General features: G+C 67.7%; 18 protein-coding genes and 3 tRNA genes. 17 read left to right on the plus strand and 4 right to left on the minus strand.

Annotated elements, in window-relative coordinates:
• Positions 1 to 82: 82 nt before the first annotated feature.
• From AC4EEV_RS17940 to AC4EEV_RS17990, 11 genes are all read left to right on the plus strand, one after another.
• Positions 83 to 1,555, plus strand: a complete 1,473-nt coding sequence (locus AC4EEV_RS17940; RefSeq protein WP_491329633.1) for a YibE/F family protein — start codon at positions 83 to 85, stop codon at positions 1,553 to 1,555.
• Between the two features lie 107 nt (positions 1,556 to 1,662).
• Positions 1,663 to 2,841, plus strand: coding sequence for a tRNA dihydrouridine synthase DusB (gene dusB, locus AC4EEV_RS17945; protein WP_491329634.1), 1,179 nt, complete (start codon positions 1,663 to 1,665; stop codon positions 2,839 to 2,841).
• On the plus strand, positions 2,825 to 4,165 hold the full coding sequence (locus AC4EEV_RS17950) for a deoxyguanosinetriphosphate triphosphohydrolase (protein WP_442852944.1): 1,341 nt from the start codon (positions 2,825 to 2,827) through the stop codon (positions 4,163 to 4,165). The genes dusB and AC4EEV_RS17950 overlap by 17 nt, the downstream gene beginning before the upstream one ends.
• Positions 4,166 to 4,288: 123 nt before the next feature.
• Positions 4,289 to 4,603: a hypothetical protein gene (locus tag AC4EEV_RS17955; protein WP_491329635.1), complete on the plus strand. Its 315-nt coding sequence runs from the start codon at positions 4,289 to 4,291 to the stop codon at positions 4,601 to 4,603.
• 1 nt (position 4,604) lies between these two features.
• Positions 4,605 to 5,741 carry an FAD:protein FMN transferase gene (locus AC4EEV_RS17960; RefSeq protein WP_491329636.1) on the plus strand — a complete coding sequence of 379 codons (1,137 nt, stop codon included), beginning with the start codon at positions 4,605 to 4,607 and terminating at the stop codon, positions 5,739 to 5,741.
• On the plus strand, positions 5,734 to 6,291 hold the full coding sequence (locus AC4EEV_RS17965; RefSeq protein ID WP_240617724.1) for a ferric reductase-like transmembrane domain-containing protein: 558 nt from the start codon (positions 5,734 to 5,736) through the stop codon (positions 6,289 to 6,291). Before AC4EEV_RS17960 ends, AC4EEV_RS17965 begins: the two co-directional genes overlap by 8 nt.
• Entirely contained in the window at positions 6,288 to 7,544 is a 1,257-nt protein-coding gene (locus AC4EEV_RS17970; RefSeq protein WP_491329637.1) for an NADH-ubiquinone oxidoreductase-F iron-sulfur binding region domain-containing protein, read from the plus strand. Before AC4EEV_RS17965 ends, AC4EEV_RS17970 begins: the two co-directional genes overlap by 4 nt.
• Positions 7,541 to 7,801: a ferredoxin gene (locus tag AC4EEV_RS17975; protein ID WP_491329638.1), complete on the plus strand. Its 261-nt coding sequence runs from the start codon at positions 7,541 to 7,543 to the stop codon at positions 7,799 to 7,801. The genes AC4EEV_RS17970 and AC4EEV_RS17975 overlap by 4 nt, the downstream gene beginning before the upstream one ends.
• 15 nt (positions 7,802 to 7,816) lie before the next feature.
• A complete protein-coding gene (dnaG, locus tag AC4EEV_RS17980; RefSeq protein WP_491329639.1) occupies positions 7,817 to 9,751 on the plus strand; it encodes a DNA primase in 1,935 nt (644 codons plus the stop codon).
• Positions 9,752 to 9,837: 86 nt separating this feature from the next.
• Positions 9,838 to 9,910: transfer RNA gene (locus tag AC4EEV_RS17985), tRNA-Asn, on the plus strand.
• 122 nt (positions 9,911 to 10,032) lie between these two features.
• Positions 10,033 to 10,105 (plus strand) — tRNA-Asn (locus AC4EEV_RS17990).
• An 84-nt stretch (positions 10,106 to 10,189) separates the two neighbouring features.
• Here AC4EEV_RS17990 and AC4EEV_RS17995 read toward each other — a convergent pair.
• From AC4EEV_RS17995 to AC4EEV_RS18005, 3 genes are all read right to left on the minus strand, one after another.
• On the minus strand, positions 10,190 to 10,597 hold the full coding sequence (locus AC4EEV_RS17995; protein WP_018763419.1) for a hypothetical protein: 408 nt from the start codon (positions 10,595 to 10,597) through the stop codon (positions 10,190 to 10,192).
• Between the two features lie 64 nt (positions 10,598 to 10,661).
• Positions 10,662 to 10,841, minus strand: a complete 180-nt coding sequence (locus AC4EEV_RS18000; RefSeq protein WP_018763420.1) for a glycine zipper 2TM domain-containing protein — start codon at positions 10,839 to 10,841, stop codon at positions 10,662 to 10,664.
• A 36-nt stretch (positions 10,842 to 10,877) separates the two neighbouring features.
• Positions 10,878 to 12,107 carry a multidrug effflux MFS transporter gene (locus AC4EEV_RS18005; RefSeq protein WP_018763421.1) on the minus strand — a complete coding sequence of 410 codons (1,230 nt, stop codon included), beginning with the start codon at positions 12,105 to 12,107 and terminating at the stop codon, positions 10,878 to 10,880.
• 175 nt (positions 12,108 to 12,282) lie between these two features.
• On the opposite strand from AC4EEV_RS18005, the gene AC4EEV_RS18010 reads away from it, so the two are divergent.
• The 6 genes from AC4EEV_RS18010 to AC4EEV_RS18035 all read left to right on the plus strand — a co-directional run bounded on the left by AC4EEV_RS18010 (position 12,283) and on the right by AC4EEV_RS18035 (position 17,545).
• Positions 12,283 to 13,140 (plus strand): phage holin family protein, encoded by an 858-nt coding sequence (locus AC4EEV_RS18010; RefSeq protein ID WP_026265057.1) that lies wholly within the window; start codon positions 12,283 to 12,285, stop codon positions 13,138 to 13,140.
• 63 nt (positions 13,141 to 13,203) lie between these two features.
• Entirely contained in the window at positions 13,204 to 13,827 is a 624-nt protein-coding gene (locus AC4EEV_RS18015; RefSeq protein WP_109044948.1) for a CDP-alcohol phosphatidyltransferase family protein, read from the plus strand.
• Positions 13,827 to 14,735: a DMT family transporter gene (locus AC4EEV_RS18020; RefSeq protein WP_109044947.1), complete on the plus strand. Its 909-nt coding sequence runs from the start codon at positions 13,827 to 13,829 to the stop codon at positions 14,733 to 14,735. Before AC4EEV_RS18015 ends, AC4EEV_RS18020 begins: the two co-directional genes overlap by 1 nt.
• Before the next feature lie 112 nt (positions 14,736 to 14,847).
• A complete protein-coding gene (locus tag AC4EEV_RS18025; RefSeq protein ID WP_018763425.1) occupies positions 14,848 to 16,044 on the plus strand; it encodes a glycosyltransferase in 1,197 nt (398 codons plus the stop codon).
• A gap of 74 nt (positions 16,045 to 16,118) precedes the next feature.
• Positions 16,119 to 16,192 (plus strand) — tRNA-Ile (locus AC4EEV_RS18030).
• A gap of 162 nt (positions 16,193 to 16,354) precedes the next feature.
• The gene (locus tag AC4EEV_RS18035; protein WP_491329640.1) at positions 16,355 to 17,545 is read left to right on the plus strand and encodes an acyl-CoA dehydrogenase family protein; all 1,191 of its coding nucleotides are present in this window, start codon (positions 16,355 to 16,357) and stop codon (positions 17,543 to 17,545) included.
• Between the two features lie 23 nt (positions 17,546 to 17,568).
• Here AC4EEV_RS18035 and AC4EEV_RS18040 read toward each other — a convergent pair whose 3' ends face one another.
• On the minus strand, positions 17,569 to 18,213 hold the full coding sequence (locus tag AC4EEV_RS18040; protein WP_491329641.1) for a M23 family metallopeptidase: 645 nt from the start codon (positions 18,211 to 18,213) through the stop codon (positions 17,569 to 17,571).
• Positions 18,214 to 18,502: the final 289 nt, after the last annotated feature.

Here is an 18,502-nt window from a genome sequence, read left to right on the forward strand (position 1 = left end):
TACAAGCCATGAGGTTGTACTGCTGATGGGCGCCGGTCACTCCCACACTTCCGAGAGCCATTCGGAGCCGACACCGCAAGCGATGGCTGCCCGCAGCAAGGCGAACCGCATCCTGGCCGCGGTCCTGATCCCGCTGGCGCTGCTGACCCTGGCCGGGATGGCCGCGCTGTGGCCCTCCGGCAGCAAGGAAGGAATCACCCTCGCCAACCCGTACTCCACGGCCCCCGGCGTGACATTCGATACGGGAACCATCCAAAGCGTGGTGGCCGAGAACTGCATGCAGGGGACCAGCCAGCAATCAAGCCAGCCGGGGGCCGGCCAGCAATCCGGCCAGCCGGGGGCCGGCCAGCAGTCCAGCCAGCAGGGGACGGGCCAGGATTCCACCCAGCAGGGGACGGGCCAGGATTCCACCGGACAGCCTCCCCGCCAGGGCTCGGACTGCACGTTCGCGTTCACGGAGCCGGATAAGGGCGGGAGCCCGGTCAAGGTGGTGATCAACCCGGATGTGGCCTCTTCGCACGGGGTCAAGCCCGGGGACCAGATCCGGTACCTGAACCTCTCGAAGGTCCAAGGGGCCACCGGGTCGCAGGGTTCGCCGGCCTACGTCTTTGTGGACTTCGTCCGCACCCTGCCGATTGTCCTGCTCGCCGTGCTCTATGCCGCGGTGGTCATCGCTGTCGCCCGGTGGCGCGGTCTCCGCGCCCTGGTCGGACTCGTGGGCGCCTATTTTGTCCTGGCCAACTTCCTGCTCCCGGGCCTGGTGGAGGGCAAGCCTCCGCTGCTCCTGACCCTGGTGGGCTCCACCGTGATCATGATCGGTGTGCTCTACTTTGCCCACGGATTCTCGGCGAGGACGTCCACGGCATTGTTGGGCACCATTTTCGGGCTCGGCATCACGGCGCTGTTGGCCGCCTGGGCCACGGACGCTGCCAACCTCGCCGGCGTCGGCAGCCATGACGCCGCCACCTTGGTGAACACCTCGGCGAACATCTCAATCTCCGGCGTGATCCTGTGCGGGCTCATCATTTCGGGACTGGGCGTCCTGAACGACGTCACCATCACCCAGTCCTCTGCCGTGTGGGAGCTCTACGAACTGGCGCCGGGCACCAGCGCCCGGAAACTCTTCACCTCCGCCATGCGGATCGGCCGAGACCACATCGCCTCCACCGTGTACACCATCGCCTTCGCCTACGCGGGGGCCGCGCTGCCCATCCTGATCATCGTCATGCTCTACGACCGGCCCCTGATGGATACCCTCACCAGTTCGGAACTGTCCGAGGAAGTCATCCGCACGCTGGTGGGCTCCATCGGCCTGGTCCTGGCCATCCCGGTCACCACCCTGATCGCCGTGCTCGTGGTCAAGGCCACCGGCATCAGGGCAGTTGAGGGCCATGCCGGGGTCGGGGCGCACGACGACGGCCACGTCCACGCCGGAGACGTGGCGGATACCGGGGCGCTCGCCGCAGCCGCGCTGGGGGAGCGCAGCCGGCGGGCCGGCGTCGAACCAGCTGCGGAAACCGCCACCCGCCGGGGCCGGAGGGCGGACCGCGGCTGACGGGGTGCGCGGCGATGTGCCTGCGGGGCGGGCCGGAAAGCCCCGCCGGAGAGGCCTGGTGTCACGGCGGAAACCTTCGATTTGCCCGGCTTTGCAACAATGGACAGGTGACTGTTGCAGCAACCCCTCCCGCCCCCAAGCTGGAACTCCCGCCCCTGAAGCTGGGACCCATCACCGTTGACACTCCGGTGATCCTGGCCCCCATGGCCGGCATCACCAACTCCGCCTTCCGCAGGCTCTGCCGTGAATACGGCGGCGGCATGTACGTGGCGGAGATGGTCACCTCCCGCGCACTGGTGGAACGGACCCCTGAATCACTCCGCATCATTTCGCATGACGACGACGAGAAAGTCCGTTCCGTCCAGCTGTACGGTGTGGATCCGGGCACCGTCGGCGCCGCCGTGCGGATGCTCGTGGAGGAAGACCGGGTGGACCACATCGACCTCAACTTCGGCTGCCCGGTCCCCAAGGTGACCCGGCGCGGCGGCGGCTCGGCCTTGCCCTGGAAGATCGACCTCTTCACCGCGATCGTGCAGACCGCCGTCAAGGAAGCCGGCAAGGGTAACGTTCCGCTGACCATCAAGATGCGCAAGGGCATTGACGATGACCACCTGACGTACCTCGATGCCGGCCGCATCGCCCGCGACTCCGGGGTTGCCGCCGTCGCGCTGCACGGCCGCACGGCCGCCCAGTTCTACTCCGGCAAGGCGGACTGGTCCGCCATCGCGCGCCTCCGCGAGGCCCTGCCGGACATCCCGGTGCTGGGCAACGGCGATATCTGGTCAGCAGAGGACGCCGTCAGGATGGTCCGCGAAACCGGCGTGGACGGCGTGGTGGTGGGCCGCGGCTGCCAAGGGCGCCCGTGGCTGTTCGGCGACCTTCAGGCGGCATTCGAAGGCAGTGATGTCCGGCACCGGCCCAACCTGCGCCAGGTGGCCGAGGGTGTCTACCGGCACGCCGAACTGATGGTGGAGACTTTCGGTGACGAGGGCAAGGCGCTGCGTGAAATCCGGAAGCATATCGCCTGGTACTTCAAGGGCTACGTGGTGGGCGGTGAGCTGCGCACCAGGCTGGCCCTGGTCACCAGCCTTGAGGTGCTCCGGGATACCCTCGCGGAGTTGGACCTGGACTCGCCCTACCCCGGGGTTGACGCCGAGGGCCCGCGCGGACGTGCCGGCTCCCCGAAACGTCCTGCCCTGCCCAAGGACTGGCTCGATTCCCGCGCCCTGAACGCCGACCAGTCCCGGGACATCGCTGCTGCCGAGCTGGATGTCTCCGGTGGCTGAGGCTTCCCTGAGCACCCCGGTCGCCGGCACTCCGGCGTCCGGCACGCCTACCGCGGCGCTCGCCTTGCCCGGCTACGAGCTGCACGATTCCGCCCGCTGGGTGGAGGAACCGCCCAAGAACACGTACCGCTCCGATTTCGAGCGGGACCGCGCCCGGGTCCTGCACTCCTCGGCCCTGCGCCGGCTGGGCGCCAAAACCCAGGTGGTGGCCCCTGACACGGACGACTTCGTCCGCACTCGGCTCACGCACAGCCTGGAAGTGGCGCAGGTGGGCCGGGAACTCGGCCGGGCCTTGGGCTGCGACCCCGACGTGGTGGACACGGCCTGCTTGAGCCACGATCTCGGCCACCCGCCGTTCGGCCATAACGGCGAATCGGCGCTGAACGAGGTGGCGCACGCCATCGGCGGGTTCGAAGGCAACGCCCAGACGCTCCGCCTGCTCACCCGGCTCGAACCCAAAGTGCTCACGGCTGACGGCCGCCCGGCAGGGCTGAACCTCACCCGCGCAAGCCTCGATGCCGCGTCTAAATATCCGTGGTCTGCCCTGGAAGCCCCGGTGATCCACGGCCAGCGGACCAGCAAGTTCGGCGCCTACGAGGACGATCTCCCCATCTTCAACTGGATCCGCGAGGGTGCCCCGGAGCGCCGGTCCTGCCTGGAAGCCCAGGTGATGGACCTCGCGGACGACATTTCCTACTCGGTGCACGACGTGGAGGACGCGATCGTTGCCGGCCACTTCCAGTTGCGCTGGCTTGACAACCCGGACCACCGGGCCCGCGTGGTGGGGTACGCGAAGCAGTGGTACCTGCCGCACAACGATCCTGCGGCGATCGACGCCGCGCTGGCCCGGCTCGAGGCCACGGACGTGTGGGTGCGCGAGGCGGACGGCAGCCGCAAGTCGATGGCAGCCCTGAAGAACATGACCAGCCAGCTGATCGGCAGGTTCTGCCAGAGCGCCCTGGAAACCACCCGTGCCGTCTACGGCCCCGAAAACCTCACCCGGTACAGCGCCGAGCTCATGGTGCCGGATGAGACGGTGATGGAGATCGCGGTCATGAAGGGCCTCGCCACCACGTTCGTGATGACCACTGAACACCGGCAGCCCATCTACGAGCGCCAGCGCGAAGTGCTGCACGCCCTGGTCACTGCCCTGAGCGCCACGGGGGACAGGCACCTGGAACCGATGTTTGCCGCCGACTGGCGGGACGCTGCCGACGACGGGGCACGGCTGCGGGTGGTCATCGACCAGGTGGCGTCCCTGACGGATGGTTCGGCGCTTGCCATGTACGAGCGCCTGGTGGGGAGCCTGCCTTCGCTCTGGTAGCCCCGCGAGGCCGTGGCGGATCCTGCCAACACCCGACCGATCAACAGCTTGCTCTAAGAGTTTCCACAGGAACGAGGGGCAAGATAGGGGAAAAGGCAGGCCGTTAAAGCACGGGAGCAGGTCATGAGTACTCGCAGCAGGGGCAAGCGCCTCGCCACCGGGATTACCGTGGCGGTGGGCGTGGGCAGCGTCGCCGTTGCGGGCGTCAGCGCGGCCGCCGTGTACGCCGCCACGCCTTCCGTCATCGCCAGGACCACTCCCGGGACGGACAACAGCACCCAAGGCACCACGCCGAAACCGAGCGGTTCCACCGGTTCGGGCAACGACATTTACGGGAGCCGGCAGGACGGCACGCGCCGTTCCAAGAGCTACGGAAGCACCACGCCGGTCCAACCCGGCAACGGCGGCACGGTCCACGGCAGGTCTTCGGGATCCTGAAATGAACGGTCCTGACGCGCACGGTGCCCGCATGGGCCGGTCCGGCCCGGCCGGCACTGGGGCGGCGGAACGCGGTATGGCGGCCCAATCAACCTGGACAGTCTGGGAGCTTGAGGCCTCCGTTACCGTTACGGACGCCGGCGCCCTGGCTGGCGCGGAACGGATCGTCCGCGACGTGGTGGCCGCCGTCGACGCCGCCTGCAGCCGTTTCCGCAACGACTCGGAACTTGTGATCCTCCAACCCCGGATGGCGCAGGGCGTCACCGTCAGCCCGATGCTCCGGCTGCTCCTGCAACGGGCCCTGGACGCGGCGGCCATGACCGGCGGCGACGTCGACCCCACCCTCGGAGCGGACCTGGCCGCACTGGGCCACGGCCCGGACCAACAGGGTATGACGGGGCTCCGCAGCGTGCCGGTGCCGGCACTGGCGAACGGAGCGGCGCGAACTCCTGCGCCGCCGTCGGCCGCATCCCCTGACATGCCCGCGACGCGGGCACCCGGATGGACCAGGCTCGGCCTCGACTCCACCACCCTGACCCTGCCTGCCGAACTCCGGCTTGACCTCGGTGCCACGGCCAAGGCGGTCGCGGCGGACCTCGCCGCCGACGAAGTGCACCAGCGGCTCGGCTGCGGGGTCCTCGTAGGGCTCGGCGGAGACCTGGCCAGCGCAGGGCCCGGACCCCTCGTGGATGGCCAACCCGGCCAGTGGCAAATACTGGTCCAGGACCTGCCCGCCGACCCCGCCCAGCACATCTCCCTCGCGTCCGGGTATGCCCTCGCCACGTCCAGCACGCAAAAGCGCCGCTGGACGCACCGGGGAACCGACGTCCACCACATCCTTGACCCGCGCTTCGGGCTCCCGGCCGAGCCCGTCTGGCGGTCCGTGACAGTGGCCGCACCCACATGCCTGGATGCCAACGCCTGCAGCACGGCCGCCATTGTCCGCGGCCACGCCGCCGTGGACTGGTTCCGGGCCGAAAATATCGTGGCCCGGCTCGTGGACCGCCACGGCCGGATTGTCACCACCGGCGGCTGGCCCACCGATAGCCAAGTCCCCCGCGGCGCCGGGTCCAATCCTGCAGACCCACCCCGCCAAGCAGCCCGCCCCGGCGCTGCGGTGGGTGGCCGCCATGGATGAGGCAATGTGGGCTTTCGGGCGGGTGAGCGGCTTCATCTCCCTTGCCCTGTTCACCGCGTCCGTACTGCTGGGAATCCTCAACAGGTCTGGCCGTCCCCTGATGGTGCTGCCGCGGTTTTCCATCAGCCTCCTGCACCGGAACATCGCCCTGCTCGCCACCGTCTTCCTGGGGCTCCACGTGGGCTCACTGCTGCTGGACTCCTTTGCCAAGCTGAAGCCGGTGGACGTCGTGGTGCCCTTCCTGGGCTCCTTCCAACCGTTCTGGCAGGGTTTGGGGACGGTGGCCCTTGACCTGGTCCTGGCCGTGGTTGTCACCGGGTTGCTGCGGCACCGGATCGGACAACGGACCTTCAAGGCGGTCCACTGGCTGACCTATGGCGTCTGGCCGGTGGCGATGGCGCACGCCCTCGGAAACGGTACCGACGTCTCGAGCGGCTGGTTCCTGCTGCTTGCCGCGGCGTCCGCCGTCGCCGTGGCCGCGGCGCTGTTGTGGCGGCTGTCACCGACATTTCTTGAAACCTCCGCTGCCAGGCAAGGAAACCTCCCGTGAGCCACGCCAGAGACACCTCCCAGCCGGCGCCCCCGGATGCGGCACGGCAGGAACCGCGCCTCCTCGCGGCCGGCCCGGATGCCGGCTGGGACCAGCACCTGGATACCTTCGGCCCCCTGGACGCAGACGCGGCCGCACCGGGGCTGCTTGACGCGCTCGCGGCGTCGGGGCTGACCGGCCGGGGCGGGGCAGCGTTCGAAACCTGGCGCAAGGTGACCGCCACGGCGGAGTCCGGCCGCAAGGGCCTGTTTGCGGCCCGGCCGGTGGTGATCGCCAACGGCGCCGAGGGCGAACCACTCAGCTTCAAAGACCGGACCCTCCTTAGCCATGCACCGCACCTGGTCATCGACGGCCTGCTCACCCTGGCGGCTGCCTTGGGCGGCGCCGGCACCTACGTGTACGCGCCGGCAGCAGGCCTGCCCCGTGTCCGGCAGGCCCTCGCGGGGCGTCCCGGCACCAAGCGGGTCCGGGTGGTGGAGGCGCCGGAAACGTTCATCTCGGGCGAGTCGAGCGCGGTGGTCAACATGATTGCCACCGGAAATGCGGTGCCGGTTGACCAACGCCGGCGCCTGAGCGAATCGGGACTGAACGGCCGCCCCACGCTGGTGGTCAATGTCGAAACCCTGGCACAGGTTGCCCTGATCGCCCGCTACGGGGCGCAGTGGTTCCGCCAAGCGGGAACTGCGACGGATCCGGGAACCCGGCTCGTGTCAGTTTCCGGTCCGGCCCCGGTCCGCGACGTGGTGCTGGAGGTGCCGGGCGGGGTGGAACTGTCTGCCGTCCTCAAGGAAGCGGGGATGGACCCGGCTCCCTTGTCGGCCGTCCTGGTGGGCGGCTACCACGGCCGCTGGGTACGGCCTGCTGCCCATGTGCTCTCGCCGGTGGGGCCGGTGGGCGGGACGGTGCGCCCCGGAGCAGGCGTGATCCATGCGCTGGATCCGCACGCCTGCGGGATCGGGGCGACCGCCCGGATCCTCACCTACCTCGCCAATGAATCGGCAAGGCAATGCGGACCCTGCATGTTCGGCCTGCCGGCCATGGCGTCCGTCCTCAACCGGATCGCTGGCGGGGAACGCAACCCCCGCCTCGCCTCCGAACTGGACCGACTGGGACGGCTGGTGTCCGGCCGCGGCGCCTGCCGGCATCCTGAGGGGACCACTGGGCTGGTCAGCAGCGCCCTGGAGGTGTTCGCCGCGGACTTCCGTGCGCACCTCGCCGGTTACTGTGTTCCCCTGGGGGGAGTGGCGGCATGACGGCCATTCTGCACATCGACTGGACCAGCTGCGACGGCCGCGGCCTGTGCACAGAACTGCTTCCCGGTGTACTGGACCGTGATGACTGGGGATACCCCGTGGCACGCGGGAAGTCCGGCCGCGAACGGACGGACATTCCGCTGCGGGACCCGGACCGGGACGCCGCGCAGGAGGCCGTGTTCCTCTGCCCCAAGCTGGCCCTGAGCCTCCAGGAACGCATGGCGACGGCACGTGAAAGCCGTAAGCCGGGACGGTGACACTAAGATTGCTGTGTGGCTGGGCTGATTAAACGTGAAGATATCGACGAAGTACGCCAGCGCACGGACATCAAGGAAGTGGTTGACGGCTACGTCACGCTCAAAGGCGCCGGGCTGGGAACCTGGAAGGGCCTGTGCCCCTTCCACGACGAGCGTTCGCCGTCCTTCACCGTCCGCCCCCAGGTAGGCCGCTACCACTGCTTTGGCTGCGGCGAGGACGGTGACGTCATCGCCTTCGTCCAAAAGCAGGACCACAGCTCCTTCCACGAGGCGGTAGAAAAACTCGCCGCCCGGATCGGCTACGAGCTGCGCTACGAGGATGGCGGAAGCGGGCCCAACCGGGAGGAAGTGGGCCGGCGGCAGCGTTTGCTGGACGCCCACAAAGTTGCCGACGAGTTCTTCCGCGCCCAGTTGCTCACGCCTGGTGCCGCCGAGGCCCGGAACTTCCTGCACGGACGGGGCTTTGACCGGGCAGCCGCCGAGCACTTCGGCTGCGGGTATGCCCCCCAAGGCTGGGATGCGTTGCTGAAGCACCTCCGGGGCCGCGGCTTCACCGACGCCGAGCTGAAGCTCACCGGCATGTTCTCGGAGGGCAACCGCGGCATCTACGACCGCTTCCGCGGCCGCCTCATCTGGCCCATCAAGGACATCGCCGGCGACACCATCGGCTTCGGCGCCCGCAAGCTCTACGAGGACGACCAGGGCCCCAAGTACCTCAACACCCCGGAAACCACGCTCTACAAGAAGTCCCAGGTCCTCTACGGAATCGACCTCGCCAAGCGCAGCATCGCCAAGGACCGCCAACTCGTGGTGGTGGAGGGCTACACGGACGTGATGGCCTGCCACCTTGCAGGAATTACGACGGCGGTGGCCACCTGTGGAACGGCGTTCGGCACCGAGCACATCAAGATTGCCCGCCGGCTTTTGTCCGACGACGGCACCGGGGGAGAAGTGGTGTTCACGTTCGACGGGGACGCCGCGGGACAGAAAGCGGCCCTCCGCGCCTTCGAGGAAGACCAGCGCTTCACGGCCCAGACCTACGTGGCGGTGGAACCCACGGGCGCCGACCCCTGCGACCTCCGCCTGAGCAGGGGAGACGAAGCAGTGCACGCCCTCATCCAGTCCCGCCGGCCGCTGTTTGAATTCGCCATCCGCACCACCTTGAAGCAGTTCAACCTGGATACCGTTGAGGGCCGCGTACAGGGCCTGAAAGCCTCAGTGCCCGTGGTGGCCGCCATTCGTGACGCCTCCACGCGGACCGGCTACTGCCAGGCGCTGACCGGCTGGCTCGGGATGCCGGACCCCAACGAAGTCCTGCGCCTGGTCACGGCCGCCGTGAAGCGGGGGGACACCGGACGTCCGGCGGCCTCCGGCCACCCGCAGGCCGGCAAGGCCGCCCAGCCGGGCGCCGCCCAACCCGGCGGCCCCGGCGTTGCTGCCGGGCCGTCGTCGGGCGCGGTGCCTTCCTACCACCGGCCCGACCCCCGGGACCCCGTGGCCTCGATGGAACGCCAGGCCCTGGAGGTGGCACTCCAGCAGCCGTCCCTGCTGGCCGGCGCCGTTTGGGACCGCTTCGCAGACGCCCGGTTCGCCACGCCCGCCTTCCAGGCGGTCCACGACGCCATGCGCGCCACCGGTCCGGGGCAGGCGGCCGGTGATCCGGTGCGCTGGGTGGAACACGTGATGCACGAAGTTCCCGAACCCCTCCGGCCGCTGGTCTCGGAACTGGCTGTGGTGCCGCTGCCTGCCCACACGGAGGAGGCCGTGCTGAAGTATTGCCGCGACATCCTGTCCCGCTTGTTCGAGCTGCAGATCACCCGGGTCAAGGCGGACAAGATGGGGCAGCTGCAACGGCTCGATCCGGCCGCGGATCCGGAAACCTACCAGCGGCTCAACCGTGAACTGATGATGCTGGAAATGGAACGCCGGGCCCTGCGCGCCGAGGCGTAGCCGGGCCCGTACCGGGGTGGCCGGGACGGACGGCGTCCCGATTTCGTTTCCGCCGCAAGTGTTTGCTAGGCTAATACCCGCTTCATTCCTCCTTAGCTCAATTGGCAGAGCATTCGACTGTTAATCGAAGGGTTGCTGGTTCAAGTCCAGCAGGAGGAGCGCACAGTCCCCGTTCCGGCCTCCGGAACGGGGACTTTTCTTTGCCCGCGGGCTGTTTGGGCCCGGAAAACCGCCGATTTCCCTTGGGCCGGAATCCTTTGCTAATGTCATAGCTGCTTCATTCCTCCTTAGCTCAATTGGCAGAGCATTCGACTGTTAATCGAAGGGTTGCTGGTTCAAGTCCAGCAGGAGGAGCGCAACGGAAAATCCCTGTTCCTCCAGCCGGCGGAACAGGGATTTTTTGTCTTCGCGGGCAAAGCCTTGGACGCGCCCGGCAGATCAGACGAAGTCCATTTCCACCTGCAGGAATCTTTCGGCCTCCGCGATGGCTGCGTTGAAGGCCTCGTTTTCCGTGGGCGACCTGCGGGGTTCGCGCGGGTTCCATTCGTGCGGGGCCGAGTGGATGCGGACAAAGCCGGCATCCGGCGGGGCGTAGAAAATACCGAACCGCTGGACCGGCCACTCCGGCGAGGTTTCCGGAGCCACCAGCAGGGCTGCATTGAAGGCGGGATTGAACCACTGGGCGATGGGCCGGCGGCGGTCCTCGGTGAACAGCCCCGCGGCGTACAGCGCCGCTGACTGCTGCCCGGCCTGGGCACACAGGCGCTCCCACCACAGTGGCAGGATCCGGGCGTCGCACCGTTGCCATGTGGCCGGAAGTGGCGGTTGGTTCTGCCAGCTGGGCACGGGAATATTTTATCGCGGGAAGGCCCGGGAAGGCAGGTGGCGCGTCCGCAGCCGGGCCCGGCAGTCAGCGGCGTTTCCGGGACCCGGGGTTGATCCGGTACAGCAGGGCTGCGCCGGCCAGCGTGCCCAGGATGATGCCCCAGGCCGGGTTGCCCACGGCCCGGCCGGCAAAATAGCCGACGACGGCGCCGAGCACGGCGCCCAGGAAGAGTCCCCGTCCGTTGCGGTGCGGTTTCCGGCTCATCGGCGGCCTTCCTGGTGGACGTTCGGTGGATCGGCGTTAGTGGATTGAGGGTACCGTGCGCGGGCGGACAACCAGCCACAAGGCCCCGATGGCAAGCAGGATGCATGCGGCCTGCACCGAACCCATCGGCGCCGCGCTGGTAATGCCCAGCCAGCCCACCACGGGGGAAATCAGCCCGGCCATGAGGAACGTGGCCGCACCAAGGAGCGACGCCGCCGTCCCCGCCTGGGCTGCGTGGCCGGCCAGTGCCAGCACTTGGACGCAGGGGAACATGAAGCCTGTCCCCAGGATGTAGAACCACAGCGGGACCATCACTCCCCACAGCCCCAGGCCCATGCGGTCGAACACGACGATCAGCACGGCCATCAGGAACATCCAGGCCGTGGCGCACGCCAGGATCCACTGTGGCGGGACAACCCGGATCAGGCGCGCACTGGTTTGGACGCCGGCAACGATGCCCAGGGAGTTGATGCCAAAGAGCAACCCGTACTGCTGGGCGGAGAAGCCGAACACGTCCTGGAACAGGAAGGGCGACGCCGACAGGTACGTGAACAGGCCGCCAAAGTTGAATCCGGCCACCATCAGCAGCCCCACGAAGATCCGGTCGCTGAAGAGCGCCTTGTACCGCTGCCGGGCAGTCATGCCGCTCTTGCCGCGCTTCTCCGGCGGAAGCGTCTCGCGCACCAGCAGCAGGGCGGCCACGATGACAAGGGTTCCGTAGGAGGCAAGGAACACGAATATCCCGGGCCAGGGCATGACCAGCAGCAGCTGCGAGCCGATCACCGGTGCCAGGATGGGGGCCAGGCCGTTGACCAGCGCCATCCGCGAAAACATCCGTACCATGGCATACCCGGAAAACAGGTCGCGCACCATGGCCATGGCCACCACGCCGCCGCCGGCAGCGCCGACACCCATCAGGACACGGAAGATCCCCAAGGTGGTGATGTCCGCGGACAAGGCCGCACCCACGGACGCTGCGATATGGAGGGCGGTGGCAAGGATCAAGGGTGTCCGGCGGCCAAACTTGTCGCTGAACGGCCCCACCACCAGCTGCCCGAACGCAAAGCCCACGGTGGTGCCGGCCAGCGTCAACTGAACCTGCGCCTCCGTCACGCCCAGGCTTGCCTCCAGCGCAGGAAATGCGGGCAGGTAAAGGTCGATCGTGAACGGACCCAAGGCCGTCAGGGCGCCCAGGAGGAGGATGTACAGAAGCTTCCGGCGGCGGGTCAGCAGGTCGCCGGGATTGGGGGCATTGGTCACGATCACCAATCCTAGGCCCGGCGGGGGACGTTTTTTCAGCGTTGTAGGCCGCGCCGCCCGGCAAGCCCCGGAGTTCGCCCTGAACCTGAATGATAGTTTGGGTGGCGTGGACTGTGCGGCTGCACATTTCCGCAGGACAACGCAGGCAGTATCGACCCAGACGACCAGTAAGGCGGAACCGATGAGCGGACGTCACAGCGGGCGTACCAGTCCCGGATTGCGCATCACCGCGCTGCCGGGAACGGCACGACTCCTTTTCCGGTTGGCCCCACGCCAGCTCAACGACGAGATCGCCTTCGCCAAGATCGAACTCAAGCGCAAGGGCATCCAGGTTGGGGTGGCCGCAGCGTTCTTCGCCATCGCCCTGGTCTTCGTGGCGTTCCTGGTAGTTGGCCTGATCGTCGCCGCCATCATGGGGCTGGCCACCATCATGCCTGCCTGGCTGGCAGCACTCCTGGTGTCCGCCGCCTTCCTGGTCATCGCTTTGGTCGGCGGCCTTGTAGGCCTTGCGAGGTTCAAGAAAGCCATGCCGCTGGTGCCTGAAGAAACCATCCGCGGCATTAAGTACGATCTCGGCGTCGCCCGCGAAGGGTCCGCCTTCAATCCCGCGGTCCTGGATCCGGACAGCCCGGAAGCAAAGGCAGCGAAGGCTGCAAAGGCCGAAGCCGCCGCCAAGGCCAAGGCCGAGAAGGAAGCCAAGGCCGCCCAGCACGATCAGGAGTTCCCGCACGCTTCCGAGCCCGAGCTGGTTCGCCGGCTCAGCCAGCGCCGGCACCACCTCGCCGAGGTCCGGGATGAACTCGGCACGGAGCTGGACCTCAAGACGCAGGCCCGCTACCTGCTGGCCGCCGCCCAGGTCAAAGCCCGTGAGGCCCAGCTGCTCGCCGCCCGCGGCGCGGACGCGGCATCGCAGCGGTTCGCCGCCGTCGCCGACTCCGCGGACCTGGGCCGCCGCTGGAAGCCGCTGGCAGCCCTCGCAGCGGCCGGTACGGTGCTGGTGGTCCTGCTCCGGCGGCTCCTGCGCGCCAACCAAGCCTGAACAGGTCCGTAACGCACAACCGATAGACCGCGCCGCGGCGCAACAGCAAGGAGAGGGGGACGGGTGAGGTTCATTGGCGCAGGCGCCCGCCCCGGCCGCCCCCAGGTGGACCACGACCGCGTGTTCACCATCCCCAACCTGCTTACCGTGGTGCGGTTCATGGGGGTTCCGCTCTTCATTTGGCTCGTCCTGGCCCAGCGGGAATACGGAGCCGGCGTGGCCGTCCTGGCGGTCATGGCGGGTACGGACTGGATTGACGGCTACATTGCCCGCCGTTTCGACCAAGCTTCCAAACTCGGCCGTGTCCTGGACCCCATTGCTGACCGGCTGGCCCTGCTTGCCGTGGCGGTCACCCTGGTGATCGCCGGCGTCGTGCACTGGCTCTACCTCGCCGCGCTGGTGATTCCCGACGCCATTCTGCTGGTCCTCACGCTCTCCCTTTTCCATGGCCATCCCGACCTCCCCGTCAGTGTTGTGGGCAAGGTCAGGACCGGCCTGCTCCTGCTGGGAACGCCGCTGCTGCTCCTGTCCAGGGTGGACACCGTCGCCGCGGGCCTGCTCCTCGCTGCCGCCTGGGTGGTCCTGGTCCTGGGCCTGGTGGGCCACTGGATTGCCGCCTACAACTACTTCTGGGCCATGCTGCGCAAGGGCCGGGAAACGGAACAACACAACGGCGGTCACGGCTGATGGTGTGGTTCGCCGTCGCGCTGGCGGTCCTGGGTGCCTTCTGCCTGGCCCTCGGTGCCCAGCGCCAGGGGAGTGCCGTCAAAGCCGATACCGGCGGGCTCGCGCTGAGCTCCAACGGTTTCCTCCGGCTGCTGCGCAACCCGCGCTGGATGTTCGGGCTCCTGCTGCTGTGCCTGGGCATGGCCATGAATGCCGTGGCCCTCGTATCAGCCCCGCTGACCGTGGTCCAGCCCATTGGTGCCATTGCCCTGGTGATCACCACGGTGGTTAACGCCCGGGACCAGGACCTCACCATCAACCGCGCCACGGCGGTCTCCATCGCCGCATGCGTCACGGGATCGGCGCTCTTCGTCCTCCTTGCCGTGAACGTGACGCAGGAAAGCCACCACGTCAGCCTTGCAGACGAGCTGACCATCGTGCTGCTCCTCGCCCTCGCGGTGGGCCTGTTCGGTACGCTGGCGGTGACGTTCAGGCACCGCATGAACGCGTTCGTCTACATCCTTGGCGCCGGTATCCTGTTCGGCTTCGTTGCGGTCCTGACCCGGATCATCGGCAAGCACCTCCTGGACCCCAACGGGCTTTTCCTGCTGAACGTGCAGTGGTACTCGGTGGTGGCCATCATCGCTGCCGGCGGCCTGGGCTCCTGGTTTGTCCAGAGCGCTTACTCCACCGGCCCTCCGGACCTGGTGATCGCCGGACTCACGGTGATCGACCCCATGGTGGGCATCGCCATCGGCATCATCATCCTGGGCGAACTGCGCCCCGACGTCCACGCCGTCATGGCCATCGCAATGGGAACGGCGGCGTGCCTTGCTATCGTTGGGGTTATCGCCCTTTCCCGGCACCACCCGGAGGTCACCAAGCGCAAGAAGGACGCGCGCAGGGCCGCCGGCAAACCGAACCAGTAGCCCGTCACCGCACACATCAAGCAAACCACGAGGCCGTGCGCCACCTGCGCCGGCGGCCAACCGTGCTGTCAGTTCCACGCTGCCCGCACCGTGACCATCAGGAGTACTCCACATGACCACGCCAGCCGACCAGCGCCCCCTGACCATCCTGATCGCGGCGGACACCTACCCGCCGGACGTCAACGGCGCCGCCCAGTTCGGATACCGGCTGGCCAAGGGCATGACCGCCCGGGGCCACAACGTCCATGTCCTGGCGTCCCGCGACAGCAAGGGAAAGAGCTTCACCGAATTCCGTGCGGAAGCAACCGTGCACCGGCTCCGCTCGCACCGGGCGTTCACCCACGAGACCTTCCGCATCTGCTTCCCGTGGGAAATCAAGAAGGAAATCAGCCTGCTTTTCGACCGGGTCAAACCGGACGTGGTGCACATCCAGAGCCACTACATGATCGGCGAGCACGTCCTCTATGAGGCCGTGAAACGCGGCATCAGGGTAGTGGCCACCAACCACTTCATGCCGGAAAACCTCAACCCCTTCCTGCCGTTCCCGCAGTGGTTCAAGGACATCGTCGGCCGGGTTTCCTGGAAGGACATGGGCAAGGTCATGGGCCAGGCCGACGTCGTCACCACGCCCACGCCGCTGGCCGCCAGGGCCATGCATGAGCACGCCTTCCTGCGCAAAGTCCTGCCGCTGTCCAACGGCATCGACTCCGCCGCCTATGAGCTGAAGCCCGGCGAGCGTATTGAGCCGCATGCCCACCCCACGGTGCTCTTCGCCGGCCGCCTGGCCGAAGAAAAGCACGTTGACGTGCTCATCGAAGCCATCGGTAAGACTCCGCCGGAACTGAATGTGCACCTGGAGATCGTGGGCGGCGGCGAAGTACGGCCCGCCCTCGAGGACCTGGTCCTGCGGCTGGGACTTGGCGGCCGGGTGAAATTCCTGGGGCTTGCCAGCGACGAGGAACTGCGAAGGGCCTACATCGCGGCCGACCTCTTCTGCATGCCCGGAACTGCTGAATTGCAGTCGCTGGTGACCCTTGAGGCGATGTCCGCTTCCACCCCCGTGGTCCTTGCCGACGCCATGGCCCTTCCGCATCTGGTGCGCGACGGCGAAAACGGCTACCTGTTTACGCCCAACGACAGTGACGATCTCGCCAAGAAGATCACCCAGGTCCTGGAACTGCCCGAGGAGGAACGGCGCGCCATGGGCAGGGCCAGCCGGGAGATGGTGGAGCCCCACAGTATCCAGGGGACCCTGCAGACCTTCGAGGACCTGTACCGCGGTGCCACCTACGAGGACAAAGTGGTCTGAACCCTTTCCCGGGTTTGCTAGAGTGTTTCTGCCCTGCCGGAGCGCGGCCTTCAGGCCCGCTCCCGGGGTGGTTGGGGGCTATAGCTCAGCTGGTTAGAGCGCGGGACTCATAATCCTAAGGTCCTCGGTTCAAGTCCGAGTAGCCCTACCGCCACACGAAGACCGCGGCCGACAATCCCTGTCGGCCGCGGTCTTCGTGGTTAAGGCCGGGTGTTCTTGGTTAACTGGACACCCTCGGGTATGTTACTGATCAGTAACATCCTGGCCGCCACCGCGGCCCGGTCAGCGCTGATCACCAAAGAAGGTACCCATGCCCGCCTCTGCAGCCGATCCCCGTGAGCTTCCCTACGCCGACGGCGACTTTTTCGCCTTTGAGCAACTCCTCTCGGACAAGGAACGCGACCGGCTGGCCGAAGTCAGGGACTTTCTGGCGCGCGAGGTCCGGCCGATCGCCGTGGACTGCTGGAACCGCGCCGAGTTCCCGATGGGCCTGGTGCCCAAGCTCGCCGATGTGGACCTGGTCAGCCCCGTCCGGCGGCAGGGTTACTCCAACCTCTTCGCAGGAATGCTGCATGCCGAGGCCACCCGGGCCGACGCCTCCATCGCCACCTTCCTGGGGGTGCATGACGGGCTGTTCACCGGGTCCATCGAACTGCTGGCGTCCCCGGAACAGCAGGCCGAGTGGCTGCCGGATATTTATGCATTGAAGAAGATCGGCGCCTTCGGCCTGACCGAACCGCTGGGCGGCAGCGACGTTGCCGGCGGAACCCGCACCACCGCACGCAAAGACGGTGACCGGTGGATCCTGAACGGGGCCAAGCGCTGGATCGGCAACGCCACCTTCTCGGACTGGGTGGTGGTGTACGCCCGGGATGAGGCGGACAACCAGGTCAAGGGCTTCATGGTGGACACTTCGTTGGCCGGCTTCAGCGCCACAAAGATCGAAAACAAGATATCCCTGCGCACCGTCCAGAACGCCGACATTGTCCTGGATAACGTTGCCGTTCCCGGAGACTTCAAGCTCGCGAACGCCAACAGCTTCCGCGACGTCAACAAAGTCCTGAAGGTCACCCGCCTGGCCGTTGCCTGGCAGGCCGTGGGACTCCAGTTGGCAGCGTTCGACGTTGCCCGGCGCTACGCAGTGGAACGTCAGCAGTTCGGCCGGCCGCTGGCCTCCTTCCAGCTCGTCCAGGACCAGCTGGTGCGGATCCTCGGCAACGCGGTCAGCTCCATGGGCATGATGGTCCGGTTGTCGCAATTGGAGGACGCGGGAGTGGCGAAGGACGAGCAGTCCGCCTTGGCCAAGGCCTTCACCACCGCGCGCATGCGCGAGAGCGTGGCGCTGGGTCGAGGCATCCTTGGCGGCAACGGCATCGTGACCGATTTCGAGATGGCCAAGATCTTCGCCGACGCAGAGGCCATCTACTCCTACGAGGGGACCGCCGAGATCAACACCCTGGTCACGGGCCGGGCCATCACGGGCATCTCGGCCATCGTCTGATCCGCCGCCCGGCCGCGTTCCGGTCAGGGTGCGCCGGCCAGTGGGAGCAGGATGGACGGGCGCAGGTCCAGGACGAACTGGAGCGGATTGACATACTGCTCCCCGTCCCTGACGCCCCAGTGCAGGCACGCCGCCAAGGGGCAGTGGCCGGGGACCACTGTGCCGACCACCTCGCCTGCCGCCACCGGCGTCCCAACGGCCAGCGGGCTGTCCACGGGTTCGAAACTGCTCCGCAGGCCATCGCCGTGGTCGATGGTGATCACGGGCCGGTCCACCACGACTCCGACGAAACTCACCGTCCCCGCCGCAGGGGACACTACGTCGGCGCCGGGCGCGGCGCCGCCAAGGTCGACGCCGCGGTGACCGCTGAGCCAGGGGAGCGGCGGGGGAGAGAAATACCGGAGCACCGGCGGCTTCGGGGCAAGGGGCCAGCGCCAGGCTGCCGTGGCACCAGGCCGGGCAGCCGCCGTCGTGCCCCCGGCCCGCTGGAGTGGTGCCGCGCCGGACCTGGCGGAGCTGCCGGCCTCAACCGGGCCGCCTGCCGTCGCGGAGGCGCCGGCTTCAGCCGGACCGACTGCCGAAACCGGACCGACTGCCGACGGCGGCCCTGCCGATGCCATGGATGCCGGCAGCATCAGCACTGCTGCCAGGAGGATTGATCGTTTCATGGCACCAGCGTGCCCGGGCGTTCCGCAGGCCGGAAGGGGGCAGTCCGGCTATGTGGATATGCCGGCCCGGGCCCTGCCGGGACGGTCCGGCGCGCAGGGGTCCCTGTAGTACACTTGATGGAGCAGTTTGCTGCGCCCTCAACGCATCCCGTCCCAGTGGTTCACCCCCGCGGTGCCTTCCCCTGTCCGGATTGCGTCGGCACATCTCATTCAGGAGTGTGGGGGAACAGCGGCTGACTACGCGCATCCGGGCCTCCGGGACCCAACGCCACGGCGTTGGCCTTGGAGG

This window comes from Pseudarthrobacter sp. MOO14, assembly GCF_058267675.1.